Source organism: Streptomyces milbemycinicus (assembly GCF_002154605.1).
Classification (GTDB): Bacteria; Actinomycetota; Actinomycetes; order Streptomycetales; family Streptomycetaceae; genus Streptomyces; species Streptomyces milbemycinicus.
Genome location: NZ_MUNE01000314.1, coordinates 18,793 through 31,706, shown reverse-complemented (window position 1 = coordinate 31,706; position 12,914 = coordinate 18,793). Strand labels below are relative to the sequence as shown.

The 12,914-nt window shown below is 69.1% G+C and carries 10 protein-coding genes; 3 read left to right on the top strand and 7 right to left on the bottom strand.

Annotated elements, in window-relative coordinates:
- Positions 1 to 124: 124 nt before the first annotated feature.
- Positions 125 to 1,327, top strand: coding sequence for an alpha/beta hydrolase (locus CCN51_RS24670; protein ID WP_014180036.1), 1,203 nt, complete (start codon positions 125 to 127; stop codon positions 1,325 to 1,327).
- Between the two features lie 79 nt (positions 1,328 to 1,406).
- Here CCN51_RS24670 and CCN51_RS24665 read toward each other — a convergent pair whose 3' ends face one another.
- The 6 genes from CCN51_RS24665 to CCN51_RS24635 all read right to left on the bottom strand — a co-directional run bounded on the left by CCN51_RS24665 (position 1,407) and on the right by CCN51_RS24635 (position 7,285).
- Positions 1,407 to 2,342, bottom strand: a complete 936-nt coding sequence (locus CCN51_RS24665) for a DUF5829 family protein (RefSeq protein WP_043487696.1) — start codon at positions 2,340 to 2,342, stop codon at positions 1,407 to 1,409.
- Between the two features lie 735 nt (positions 2,343 to 3,077).
- Entirely contained in the window at positions 3,078 to 3,278 is a 201-nt protein-coding gene (locus tag CCN51_RS60440; RefSeq protein ID WP_078610662.1) for a DUF7848 domain-containing protein, read from the bottom strand.
- A gap of 44 nt (positions 3,279 to 3,322) precedes the next feature.
- Positions 3,323 to 3,847 (bottom strand): DUF6879 family protein, encoded by a 525-nt coding sequence (locus tag CCN51_RS24650; protein ID WP_014180039.1) that lies wholly within the window; start codon positions 3,845 to 3,847, stop codon positions 3,323 to 3,325.
- A gap of 236 nt (positions 3,848 to 4,083) precedes the next feature.
- Positions 4,084 to 5,091, bottom strand: coding sequence for a DUF4429 domain-containing protein (locus tag CCN51_RS24645; RefSeq protein ID WP_014180040.1), 1,008 nt, complete (start codon positions 5,089 to 5,091; stop codon positions 4,084 to 4,086).
- A gap of 200 nt (positions 5,092 to 5,291) precedes the next feature.
- Positions 5,292 to 6,521 (bottom strand): alpha/beta hydrolase, encoded by a 1,230-nt coding sequence (locus tag CCN51_RS24640; RefSeq protein ID WP_014180041.1) that lies wholly within the window; start codon positions 6,519 to 6,521, stop codon positions 5,292 to 5,294.
- Positions 6,522 to 6,631: 110 nt separating this feature from the next.
- Positions 6,632 to 7,285: a TetR family transcriptional regulator gene (locus CCN51_RS24635; protein WP_043487698.1), complete on the bottom strand. Its 654-nt coding sequence runs from the start codon at positions 7,283 to 7,285 to the stop codon at positions 6,632 to 6,634.
- A gap of 117 nt (positions 7,286 to 7,402) precedes the next feature.
- On the opposite strand from CCN51_RS24635, the gene CCN51_RS24630 reads away from it, so the two are divergent.
- Complete coding sequence (locus tag CCN51_RS24630; protein ID WP_014180043.1) at positions 7,403 to 9,004, top strand: DHA2 family efflux MFS transporter permease subunit; 1,602 nt, start codon at positions 7,403 to 7,405, stop codon at positions 9,002 to 9,004.
- A 117-nt stretch (positions 9,005 to 9,121) separates the two neighbouring features.
- On the opposite strand, the gene aceE is transcribed toward CCN51_RS24630, so the two are convergent.
- Complete coding sequence (gene aceE / locus CCN51_RS24625) at positions 9,122 to 11,854, bottom strand: pyruvate dehydrogenase (acetyl-transferring), homodimeric type (protein ID WP_014180044.1); 2,733 nt, start codon at positions 11,852 to 11,854, stop codon at positions 9,122 to 9,124.
- A 502-nt stretch (positions 11,855 to 12,356) separates the two neighbouring features.
- Between aceE and CCN51_RS24620 the strand changes: the two genes are divergently transcribed.
- Positions 12,357 to 12,794, top strand: coding sequence for a DUF3052 domain-containing protein (locus CCN51_RS24620; protein WP_014180045.1), 438 nt, complete (start codon positions 12,357 to 12,359; stop codon positions 12,792 to 12,794).
- The last annotated feature ends 120 nt before the right edge of the window (positions 12,795 to 12,914 follow it).

Below are 12,914 nucleotides of genomic sequence, written 5' to 3'. Positions count from 1 at the left end.
CCCCCGCACCAAGCCACCCCCTACCCAGGTATGACCCGGCAGTTGGCTCCGGGGTGTGACGCTTCGCCACCCACCACCTTCCTACGTTTCCCTCCGCCACCGCACAACAGAGGGAGACGCGACCATGTCGCATACACAGGTCGGCAGGCACCGGGCCCGCAGCCTGATCACCGCAGCGCTCATGGTCACCGTCATGGCGGGCACCGTCGGCTGGACCGTGGCCCATGAGCAGCAGCCCGTCACCGGCCCGCCGCCCGGCACGGCCGCCTGGCGCGCGGACCACTCACCGGTCCCCGGCGCCGCGGGCCGGCTGCCGGATCCGGCCACCGCCTCGCCCGCCGAGATCGCGCGCTTCTTCGCCGGGCTCACCGCGTCCCAGCAGCGGACCCTGGCGCTGCGTCATCCCAGTGTCGTCGGCAATCTCGACGGCGCGCCCGTGGCACTGCGCTACACCGCCAACACCCTCGCGATCCGGGCGGAGCGCGCCAAGGAGCGGGCCGCCGACCCGAAGAGCCCGCTCATCGACCGGTACACCCGGCTGCTCGCCCCCGGCCGCCGGATCCTGGCCTTCGATCCGCGCGGCCGCGGCCAAGTGGCCGAGGTGTTCGGGGATCTGATGGCCGCGCAGCGCACGGCGGTCCTCGTCCCCGGTTCCGACACCGACCTGTCGACGTTCGACCGTACGGACCGCCCGTACGGCTCCGCGGCGGGCATGGCCAGATCGCTGCGCGCGCAGATGGGCCGGGAGGCGCCGGGGGTCCGTACGGCCGTCGTCGTATGGGTCGGCTACACCACCCCGCTGGGCCTGGGCCCAGACGCCGCCACCGGCCGCCTCGCCAAGGCGGGCGTGCCCCGCCTCGACCGCTTCCTCGCCGGTCTGGCCGCGACGGCCGGCGAGGCCGCGCAGGCCCCGCCGGCCGTCTTCTGCCACAGCTACGGCTCGGTCGTCTGCGGGCTGACCGCCTCCCGTCTCGACGGCGCCGAGATCTCGGATCTGGTGGTGTTCGGCTCCCCCGGCGTACGCGCCGACGACGCCGCGGACCTGGGCCCGGCCGCCCGGGTCTGGGCGGCGCGCGACGGCTCCGACTGGGTCCGGCGGGTGACCGGCTTCGACTTCCTGGGCCTGGGCCACGGCGAGGACCCGACCGACCCGTCCTTCGGCGCCCGCGTGGTCTCCGCGGACCGGGCCCACGGCCATACGGGCTACTTCGCCCCCGGCACGGAGTCGCTGCGCAACTTCGCGCGGATCGCCCTCGGTCGCTACGCGGCGGTCAGCTGCGCGGACAGCGCGGACCACGGCGGCGACTGCCGCCACGGCCTGGTGTGAGGGGTCCGCGCGCGGATACGGCAACGCCGGCCTGGACGGATCCAGGCCGGCGTTGTCGTATGACGTCAGCTATGCGGCGTTACGGCTTGTCGAAGGTCCAGACGGCGCTGGTGCCGGGGCCCACGACGAGGGTCGAGTTGCCGATCCGCTCCACGTGCCGGTCGTCCACTGACGCGTTGAGCGACATCTGGATCTGCTTGAGACCCACCTTGTCGGCCGGAACCACGTCGTACTGAATCGTGGTCAGGCCGTCCTTGACGAGGACACCGCCCGGGACCTGCTTGATGTCCAGCCCGCCGGCCTTGAACAGCGGCAGCTGCGTGTTGAGGTCGCGTTCGGTGACGGCGAAGCGGATACGGGTCAGGTCCCGCATCTGGTGGTCCTTGTAGGTGTCCGGCAGATAGCGCTGACGGCTGGTGTCACCGGGGTAGCTCGCCGGTCCGGTCTTGCTGCGCGGGTCGGAGAAGTACTCCTCCCGGTACTCCATCGCCCATGAGCCGAAGGAGTCATAGGGATAGTCGGCGACGGGGAACTGAACACCGTCGAACCACGGCACCAGAACGCCGTCACCGAAGTTACGCGACTGGAGGAATTCGTCCAGCTTGTTGTACCCCTGATCCCGCAGCCCCTGGCTCACCTTCGCCAGGTCACCGTCGTGCTCGGTCGAGTACGCGACGGAGCTGGAACCGAAGTTGGCGTCCTGGCCCGGCAGGTCGCCGGCCCCGAACAGCTCGATGTAGGTCTGGCCGCCGTAGAGGTAACGGCCCTTCCAGGTGAGGTCACCACTGCTCGTGGTGCGGACCTCGAAATTGGCGAACTCCCGCAGAAAGTCCGAATTCTCCACGGCGTCGGCCGTCTCGCGGTCGACGACTCCGTAGGAGTGGTTGTAGTAGAGCACCTGCTCAGCGGCCGATTTCCGGCTCTCGGCGGTCTGTGCCGACTGCGCGCCGGCCTCGACGGTCCCCGTGAAAGCAACACCGGCGACGACAGCGAAGCCGACGGTTGCTCTTAACATCCGACGAATAAACATGGTGCAGATCTTAGTGAAGTGGGTATCGGGAAGGGAAGCGCTATTTGTTATTCCTTGAATGAACCGGAGACAAGACCGGGACTCGGAAGACAAAAAGCACCACCGGGAACAAGTCCACTCTGCAATGCTTTTCCGGCGAGTTCCGGAAATATATTGCTGTCGGGGACGGGACTGGTTGGTGGTGCTCTCGCGGCGCGGTGTGCGACACCGAGCCCGCACGACCGGAGGCTGCGGGACTCGTCTCCGGCCGTGCGGTGTCATCAGCGGGTCAGCCGGTGTCCTGGCCGGTCCCGATGAGGTACCCGCCGAGTCCGACGGCCGCAAGGGACGTAGTCAGGACCAGCGCCCCGGCGAATCGCCCCAGCCACGCCACGGCACGCCTTCGGCAGACGCTCCAGTGCCCGGGGGCGCGGTGCGTGGCAGGCGTCGGCCGACGGTGTGCGCGCTGCGGGTCGGGGGCAGTGCGGCCGTGGAGTGTACGTCCGAGGTGTGCACGGGGTCCACACGCCAGTGACGCTCAACGGGCACGAGGAACTGGCCGCGATTCAGTCCTTGTTGTTGGGTGTGAAGGATGGCCCACGCGCAACGAACCGGGGTCGCTGTCCACCCGTCCCGATGTGGCGGGGCACGTCATGCACTCCTCGAGATAGATGCCGTCCGGCGCTCCCTGCGCGCGTTCGGCACTGAGCACCAGGTCCGAGCGTTTCAGGATGGTTCGCGTCACTTCCACGCTCCCGGCTTGAACCGGCAGGGGCGGGTGATGATTTCCCGATAGATGAAGTGCTCCGGATTCGCTTTCAGATGACCGGTCGCCCACGCGTGCGCGACGCCGTGGTCGTCACTGGGCTCCCCGGTCTGCTCACACACCGCGCACGGAATGGCGAACGTGAGCGGTTCGGCGTCCGGCTCGGTATCGGGAATGAGCTGGAACTAGGTCAGCCTTTGACTGACCTAGCAGTCCCGGATCAATGGTCAAGGCCCTTCACGTACTCCTCAAAGGGCACAGCGTGTTCTAGGGCGAGCCGTTGCCATTCCCGGTAGGGAGCAGGGTCACCCTCGTACGCCTCGCGGTTGATCTGGGTACCGTCCGGCCGGAAGTTGAGACGGGCGATGCGGGTTCCGTCGAACATCCACCAGTCTTGGCCGATGAGTGGCAGGCCGTGGTCATCGTGGGTTACATCCAAGACTCGAATGTCCTCACCGGCCCTGATGTTGCTGGGGATACCCCACACGAATTGGTACCGCTGGTAGTCGGTGAGTGGCTGACGCACGACACGAACACGGCCGATGCTGCGACCTGAGCCGATGTATCCCCTGACTCGCTCATGCCAGCGCGCATTGTGATTCGCGGGCTTTCCTTCACCCAGCAGGAAGCGGGCTACGTTCTCCTGCTCCTTGGGCATGGTGTATGTGGGCTGCGCCTCGAACCGCCACGCTTCCCGCTCGAAGGCGTCGAAGAACTCACGCCAGCCATCACCATTCAAGAGCACGAACAGCGTCCCTCAGAAGGTGCTTGGGAATCCTCACCAGCTCCTCACCAGCTCCTCACCAGCTAGAGGTTGGAACGCCTCGCACTGGTCGCCCTGGACGACGATGTCGCCTGTGTGTCGTCGCCATCAGTCTCGTCTCGGTAGGGGTGACAGCGCGCCCGAACGTCATACCCCGGTATGGGGTTGCCCTCAGGTGCCCTCAGGTGCCCTCAGGTGCCCTCAGGTGCCCCGGGCCCTCAGAGCTCCGCCAGCAGTTCGGCCTTCTTCGAGCTGAACTCGTCGTCCGTCAGCAGTCCCGCCGTATGCAGTTCGCCGAGGTGGCGAATGCGGTCCGCGATATCGGCGGGGTCGCGTCGTCCTGGCTGGGCCGCCGAGCGGGCGCGGCCCGCGGACGGGTCCGGGGTGGAGGTCCGTACGGCCTCCAGCACGGCCGCGGCGAACGGCAGCGACTCGTGGACCAGGCCGTAGCCCAGGCCGAAGACGACCGCGGCGGGGTCGTGGTCGGGCCGCGTCACGGCCGCGGCGCTCCCCGCGCCCGCCGAGCCGGATGCGACCGCGCCCGAACCCGTACCCGTACGCGCCCCGCCCATGCCGGTGGCCGAGCCGTCCGTGCCGCCGCGCCCGCCTTCCGCGCCGTGCTCCACCAGCCGCAGATAGCCGCTGCGCCCCTGTTTGGGGGAGCCGCCGGCGCCCCCCTTGGACTCCGGTGAGCGCCATTCGACGCCTGACAGCTCGTCGACCCGGAAGCGCTGGTCCCCGGCCTTCCATTTGGCCGAGGAGGCACCGGTCCAAAACCAGCGGAACGAGACGGCCTTGCCGTCGAAGGACGCCTTGCCGTCGTACGCCTTGAACGACAGCGGCGGCGCGGGCGCGGCGACCAGATAGGACTCGGCGGCGGTGGCGGCCGCGGGGCCGAGTGCGGTGCGGATCTCCTCGGCGTAGTACTCGGCGAGCGATCCGCGCTCGGCGGGCAGCACCAGGCGGTACGGGTCGCCCCCGTCCTTGAGCTGGCCGTCGGCGGCGTCCATCAGGGGGTCGGCGCCGGGTCTGGGCACGGCGCGCAGCACTATCGTCCCCCGTTTGCCGGGGGTGACCTCCACCGCGGACAGCGCCTCGTAGGGGATGCGGCGCTCGCCGAGCGCCTGCAGCAGCTTCGGCGTACGGATCCCCCGTTCGAAGCGGATGAGCACGGAGTCGGTATCGAACTCCCAGACGGTCTGAAAACCGGCCAGCACATCACCCATGCGGCTCATCGTATGCGGCGGGGGCCCGCCCGTCCCCCTTCGGAGGTTACGCGCGTCAAATCAATTTGCGCCGTCAGCTAATTTTCAGCCGTCAGCTCAGGTTCCAACTGTCAGCTCGGGGCCGACGGCAGGGGACGGAAGGGGCAAATCGGGCTGCCGGGCGGGGCGGATCGGACTGTCCGACGGGGCAGGTACGGCCGTCAGCTCAGGCCGGAGCGGCAGGTGTCGCCGTCCGCGCAGCGCACGGACCGGACCGCGCCGATCCCCACCCGGGCGAAGTTCTCCAGGCTGGTGGTGCCCGGCTCGAAGTACCCCGCGTGCCCTTGCGCCCCGTCGGCGGACAGCACGCGGGCTCCGAAGTCGGAGGAGACCGGGTCCGCGCCGTGGCCGAGCCCGCCGACCTCCACATGCGGGATGCCCTCGATCCAGTCGCCGGAGTCGCGCATCGCCCAGACCCGGGCGCTGGTGCCCAGATCGGAGGCGTGGTCGGCGCGCATTCCGGGGCTGCCGGCGACGGCGATGTCGGTGACCTTGGGCGCCAGATCGCGGGCGGCCACCCCGCACACCACCGAACCGTAGCTGTGGCACATCAGTGAGACGCGGGTGAGCGCGGGCAGGCCGTTGACCAGCGCGCGCAGCCGCAGGGCGCCCTGGGTGGCGAGCTTGCCGGTGGCGGCGTCCATGCCGACGCCGCTGGGGGAGGTGTAGTCGGCCCAGGCGATGACGGCGTTGTTGCCGTTCGGGTCGAGGGCCCGCTCGGCGTCGTGGAGGGCGCGCGCCATGCCGTCCACCGCGGTGTAGCCGCGCTTGGACTTCTGGAAGCTCAGGATGTTGGTGTCCACGCCGGGCACCACGACCGAGACGCGACCGGCGTGTTCCAGGTCGCCGAAGACCTCGGCGGCCCGTCCGGAGCCGGTGGGGTCGAAGGCGAGGATCTGCCGGTGGCCGCTCAGCAGCTCCTCGTAGCGCTCCATCCGGCGCCCGGCGTCGTGCCGGCCGAGCGGGGTGAGCGCGCTGTCGTGCATCCGCTTGCGCTCGATGTTCCGGGCCCGGATGAGGGCGATCCGGTTGGCGTGGTAGCGCAGCTCCGCCGGCGCGCCGTTCATATTGCCGATCACCAGCGGGTAGCGGCGGGCTAGGCGCTCGCGCTGGGTGGCGGTGAGCGAGTCCAGGAAGCGGGCCAGGCGGCGCGGCGGGCCCGACGGGTCGGGGAGGGCCCGGCCGCCCGGGGAGGCTCCGGCGACCGCCGGGAGGTGTCCCTTGCTCCAAGCGGCCAGCTCCACGGCCAGTGAACCCGCGGGCCCTCTCTGCTGCCGCATGGCGGTCCAGCCGGTGGTGGCGAGCAGGACGAACACCACCGCCAGGGCGAGCAGCGCACGCCAGGCGGTGGAGCCGGGGGAGGGGGAGCCGAGCTCAGAGAAGGAAGTCACCGCGGGACACCCTAGGAGACGGGTGGTGGTGGCTGCCAAATGCCGTGACACTTCTCACGTTTGAAGGGGATTTCGCCGGAGGCTTTTTGTAGCGTTTGTCTGATTTGGGATTATCTATCCCATCGTTCGGCCAGTGCCGCCCCGACATGGTCGAGATGGAAGGCGGTCAGGCCCCGCAGCGACTCCATGCTGGTGCCCTGGCGCTCGCCCCACAGCCGGCCCGCCACCCGGACCACCCCGCCGAACGCCGCGACCACCAGGCGCGGCCGCGGATCCGTGTCGATGTCGAGGCCCTCGCGGCGGGCGATCTCCCGGGCCAGCCGCTCCTCCAGTTCGGCGGTGCGGCGCAGATGTTCGGCCAGCAGGGCGGGGGTCGACTCGATCACGCAGTACATGCGCAGATGGAGGTCCTGGGGGACCAGCTGTGCGACGGCCTCGCCGATGGTGTCCCAGGCGTCGAGGACGGCGCCGTGCAGGGCGGCGAGCGGGGCCTCGTCGGCAGGGCGGTCGACCAGGGCGGCGAAGAAGTGGGACTCCGCCACATCCTGGGCGGCGAAGGCGACTTCCTCCTTGTTGGCGAAGTACCGGAAGAAGGTGCGCTGGGAGACGTCGACCGCGTCCGCGATCTCGTCGACCGTCGTGTGGTCGTATCCGTTCCGGGTGAACAGCTCCAGGGCCGAGCGCACCAGGGCGGCTCGTGTGCGTTGCTTCTTGCGTTCCCGAAGTCCCGCTGGTGGCGGTGGAACCGCCTGGTCCGTTGTCACCTGTGGAGCTCTCTTTCTGGCGCGTTCGGGCCGCTCACCATACCTGCGGGAAAGCTGACAGTTACCGAATCGTGAACTTGTTTGTCAATTGTCAGTGACTGACACTAGCCTCCCCACATGACGTCTGAGACCACCGTCGCCCACGCGGCGCCGGAACCTCCCATACCCGATCCCCCGAAGGGACTGCGGGGACACCCGTGGCTGACGCTGCTGACCGTCGCCATCGGCGTGACGATGGTCGCCCTCGACGGCACGATCGTCGCGATCGCCAACCCCGCCATCGCCGAAGACCTCGGCGCCTCGCTCGCCGACGCCCAATGGATCACCAACGGCTATCTGCTCGCCCTCGCCGTCTCGCTGATCACGGCCGGCAAGCTCGGTGACCGCTTCGGCCACCGCCAGACCTTCCTGATCGGGGTCGTCGGCTTCGCCGCCTCCTCGGCCGCCATCGCCCTGTCCGGCAGCGTGAGCCTGCTGGTCGCCTTCCGCGTACTCCAGGGCCTGTTCGGCGCCCTGCTGATGCCCGCCGCGCTCGGCCTGCTGCGCGCCACCTTCCCGGCCGAGAAGCTCAATATGGCCATCGGTATCTGGGGCATGGTGATCGGGGCGTCCACCGCGGGCGGACCGATCATCGGCGGTCTGCTCGTCGAGCACGTCAACTGGCAGTCGGTCTTCTACATCAACGTTCCCGTCGGCGTCCTGGCCCTCGTCTTCGGACTGGCCATCCTCAAGGACCACCGCGCCGAGAACGCCCCCAAGTCCTTTGACATCCCCGGTATCGCGCTGCTGTCCGGCGCGATGTTCTGCCTGATCTGGGCAGTGATCAAGTCCGGCGAATGGCAGTGGGGCGACTCCCGGACGCTGCTGTTCCTCGGGATCTCCGTCGTCTGCTTCGCGGCGTTCGCGTTCTGGGAGACCAGGACCAGCGAGCCGCTGCTGCCGCTGCGCATGTTCCGCTCCGTCCCGCTGTCCGCCGGCACCGTGCTGATGGTGCTGATGGCCTTCGGGTTCATGGGCGGGATCTTCTTCGTCACCTTCTACCTGCAGAACGTGCACGGCATGAGCCCCGTCGACAGCGGACTGCACCTGCTGCCGCTGACCGCCATGATGATCGTCGCCTCGCCGCTGGCCGGGCTGCTGATCACCAAGCTCGGGCCGCGGATCCCGCTGGTGGTCGCGATGCTGGTCACCTCCGTGTCGATGTTCGGCGCGTCCACCCTCGACGTGGACTCCTCCACCGGCGAGATGTCCCTGTGGTTCGGCCTCCTCGGCCTCGGTCTCGCCCCCGTGATGGTCGGCGCCACCGAGGTCATCGTCGGCAATGCGCCGATCGAGCTCTCCGGCGTCGCCGGCGGCCTCCAGCAGGCCTCCATGCAGGTCGGCGGCAGCATCGGCACGGCCGCGCTCGGCGCGGTCATGGCCGCCAAGGTCGACGACGACCTGCCCGGCGCCTGGCAGCGCGCCGGTCTTGGGCCGCTGTCCGGGCAGGACTTGGACCAGGTGTCCAAGGCGGTCGAGGTCGGCAAGCCCCCGATCGCCCCGGACACGCCGCCGGAGCTGGTCGACAAGATCACCGGCGTGGCGCATCACACCTTCGTGTCGGGGATGGGCGTCGCCTTCACCGTCGCGGGCGTCGTCTCGCTCCTGGCGGCCGCGGTGGCGGCGTTCACCAAGCGCGGCGACAACGCGGAGGCGGGCGCGGGAGCGGCACACATCTGACGGCGTACGTGACCACGTACACCCGTACGTCTGACGACCGCGTAACGACCGGGCACGGCAAAGCGCCGGGTGGGCTGTTCTCAGCCCACCCGGCGCTTCGCTGTTACTGCTGGAGCGTTACGCGTCGCCCCCGGCCGCGCCCGGGTCGGCGGCGGCCACGTCGAGCAGCTGGTAGCGGTCGATCGCCTGCTTGAGCACCGAGCGGTCGATCCGGCCCTCCTTGGCGAGCTCGGTGAGCACCGCCAGGACGACCGACTGCGCGTCGATGTGGAAGAAGCGGCGCGCCGCCCCGCGGGTGTCCGCGAAGCCGAAGCCGTCGGCGCCCAGCGACTGGTAGGTGCCCGGCACCCAGCGCGCGATCTGGTCCGGAACGGCCCGCATCCAGTCGGAGACGGCCACCTTCGGCCCCTCCGCGTTCGCCAGCTTCCGGGTCACATACGGAACGCGCTGCTCCTCCTCCGGGTGGAGCAGGTTGTGCTCCTCCGCCGCGACGGCGTCGCGCCGCAGCTCGTTCCAGGAGGTCGCCGACCACACATCGGCCTTCACATCCCACTCGTCGGCCAGGATGCGCTGCGCCTCGATCGCCCACGGCACCGCCACGCCCGAGGCGAGGATCTGCGCCGGGATGGCGCCCTTCTCGCCCTCCTTGAAGCGGTACAGGCCCTTGAGGATGCCCTCGCGGTCCACATCGGCGGGCTCGGCCGGGTGCCGGATCGGCTCGTTGTAGACGGTGAGGTAGTAGAAGACGTCCTCGCTGTCCTCGCCGTACATCCGGCGCAGACCGTCCTGCACGATATGCGCGATCTCGAAGCCGAACGCCGGGTCGTACGCGACGACCGCCGGGTTGGTCGAGGCCAGCAGCTGCGAGTGGCCGTCCGCGTGCTGCAGACCCTCACCGGTCAGGGTCGTACGGCCGGCGGTCGCGCCCAGTACGAAGCCGCGCGAGAGCTGGTCGGCCATCTGCCAGAACTGGTCGCCCGTGCGCTGGAAGCCGAACATCGAGTAGAAGACGTAGACCGGGATCAGCGGCTCGCCGTGCGTGGCGTACGCCGAGCCCGCCGCGATCAGCGAGGCCGTACAGCCCGCCTCGGAGATGCCGTCGTGCAGCATCTGCCCGGTCGGCGTCTCCTTGTAGGCCAGCAGCAGCTCACGGTCGACCGACTCGTAGGTCTGGCCCAGCGGGGAGTAGATCTTCGCCGAGGGGAAGAGCGAGTCCATGCCGAAGGTGCGGTACTCGTCGGGCGCGATCGGCACGAACCGCTTGCCGATCTCCTTGTCCCGCATCAGGTCCTTCAGCAGCCGTACGAACGCCATGGTGGTGGCGATCTGCTGCTGACCGGAGCCCTTCTTGGTCGTCGCGTACGTCTTGTCGCCCGGCAGCTGCAGCGGCTTGGCGCGCACCACGCGGGTCGGGACATACCCGCCCAGCGACTTGCGCCGGTCGTGCATGTACTGGATCTCCTCCGAGTCCTGGCCCGGGTGGTAGTACGGCGGCAGACCGGACTCCAGCTCCTGGTCGGGGATCGGCAGGTGCAGCCGGTCGCGGAAGCGCTTGAGGTCGTCGACCGTCAGCTTCTTCATCTGGTGGGTCGCGTTGCGGCCCTCGAAGTTCGGGCCGAGCGTCCAGCCCTTGACCGTCTGGGCCAGGATCACCGTCGGCTGGCCCTTGTGGGCCTTGGCCGCCGAGTACGCCGCGTAGATCTTCTTGTGGTCGTGACCGCCGCGGCCCAGGTGCAGGATCTGGTCGTCGGTCATGTGCTCGACCATCTTGCGCAGCCGCTGGTCGTCGCCGAAGAAGTGCTCGCGGATGTAGGCGCCGGTCTCGGTCGCGTACGTCTGGAACTGGCCGTCGGGCGTGGTGTTCAGCCTGTTGACCAGCAGGCCGTCACGGTCCTGCGCGAGCAGCGGGTCCCAGGTGCGGTCCCACACCAGCTTGATCACGTTCCAGCCGGCGCCGCGGAACTGCGACTCCAGCTCCTGGATGATCTTGCCGTTGCCGCGCACCGGGCCGTCGAGGCGCTGCAGGTTGCAGTTGACGACGAAGGTCAGGTTGTCCAGGCCCTCACGGGCGGCGAGGGAGAGCTGGCCCAGCGACTCCGGCTCGTCCATCTCGCCGTCGCCCAGGAACGCCCACACATGCGACTGGGAGGTGTCGGCGATGCCGCGCGCCTCCATATAGCGGTTCATCCGCGCCTGGTAGATCGCCCCGAGCGGGCCGAGGCCCATGGAGACCGTCGGGAACTCCCAGAAGTCCGGCATCGACCGCGGGTGCGGGTAGCTGGACAGACCGTGCGGGGCCTTCGACTTCTCCTGGCGGAAGGCGTCCAGGTTCGCCTCGTTCAGCCGGTCCAGGAGGAAGGCGCGGGCGTAGATACCGGGGGAGGCGTGGCCCTGGAAGAAGATCTGGTCGCCGCCGTCGCCCTGGTCCTTGCCGCGGAAGAAGTGGTTGAAGCCCACGTCGTACAGCGAGGCGGAGGAGGCGAAGGTGGCGATGTGGCCGCCGACGCCGATACCCGGGCGCTGGGCGCGCGAGACCATCACCGCCGCGTTCCAGCGGGTCGCGTTCAGGATCTTGCGCTCGATCTCCTCGTTGCCGGGGAAGAACGGCTCGTCCTTGGTGGCGATGGTGTTGACGTAGTCGGTGCTGCGCATCTCGGGCACCGCGACGCGCTTCTCGCGGGCGCGCTCGATCAGGCGGAGCATGAGGTAGCGGGCACGTTCCCGGCCTCGCTCATCGACAGCTGCGTCGAGCGAGTCGAGCCACTCCTGGGTCTCTTCGGGATCGAAGTCCGGGACCTGGCTGGGAAGGCCGCCAATGATGATCGGGTTGCGATCGGATCCGGAAGCCACGCTATTCCTTCGCTTTTCGGTCGTGCTGTGCACGCAATGGATTCGTGCTCTGCTGGGTCGCGCCGATCTCCATCGTGTACCTCGCGTAGGGGATACGTCACCTCTACCGGGTGGTAACCATCACGTGGTGAGACTGGCGCTGCGTGGGCGTCGGGGTGCGACGGCCAAATCGAAACCATACGCTCACCCCGGACGGGGCACGCGTACGCCCGTTCGGCCCTGGGTGGCTTACCCGGCGTATCGTGGCGGTACGCGCGTTCAAACGGGACATTTTGGAGTGATGTGACTCACTCGTGGCTGTTCGTCCATGATGGGAGTTGCGACGACACTCCCCCAATACTCCGTTGAACGCCGTATGGGGGGACCCCCCACGTTTGGGCGGGATCGCTGGCCAGGTACTTGCGCGATCCGCCCGGCCCGTGTGGACTACGCCCCATGCCCCGCGCACGCGCGTGGCGCACAACGACTTGAAGAATGAACGCAAGATGACAGGAGGCAATCCGTGAGCGCGACCGCGGACCACGCGGAGGAGCGGACCAACCCTGCCGTGAGGCTGGGTTTCCAGCCCGATCAGGTGGTCCAGGAGATCGGCTACGACGACGATGTCGACCAGGAGCTCCGCGAGGCCATCGAGGAGATCACCGGCCAGGAGCTTGTCGACGAGGACTATGAGGACGTGGCCGACGCCGTCGTGCTGTGGTTCCGTGAGGACGACGGCGACCTGACGGACGCGCTGGTGGACGCCATCCAGATGATCGACGACGGCGCGCCGGTCTGGCTGCTGACCCCCAAGACCGGCCGTGACGGCTATGTCGAGCCGAGCGACATCAATGAGGCCGCGACCACCGCGGGCCTGTCCCAGACCAAGAGCTTCAACGCGGGCAAGGACTGGACGGGCAGCCGTCTGGTCACCCCGAAAGCCGCGAAGTCGAAGCGCTGAGCCGGTCCGGCGCGAGCCGGTCCGGCGCTGGGTCGGCCCGGTGGCCGCCGTCCGGCACAGCCGTCGGCGTACGGCCCCGCGACACCCTGCCGAGAGCCCCCCTCCGTAACCTTCGGAGGG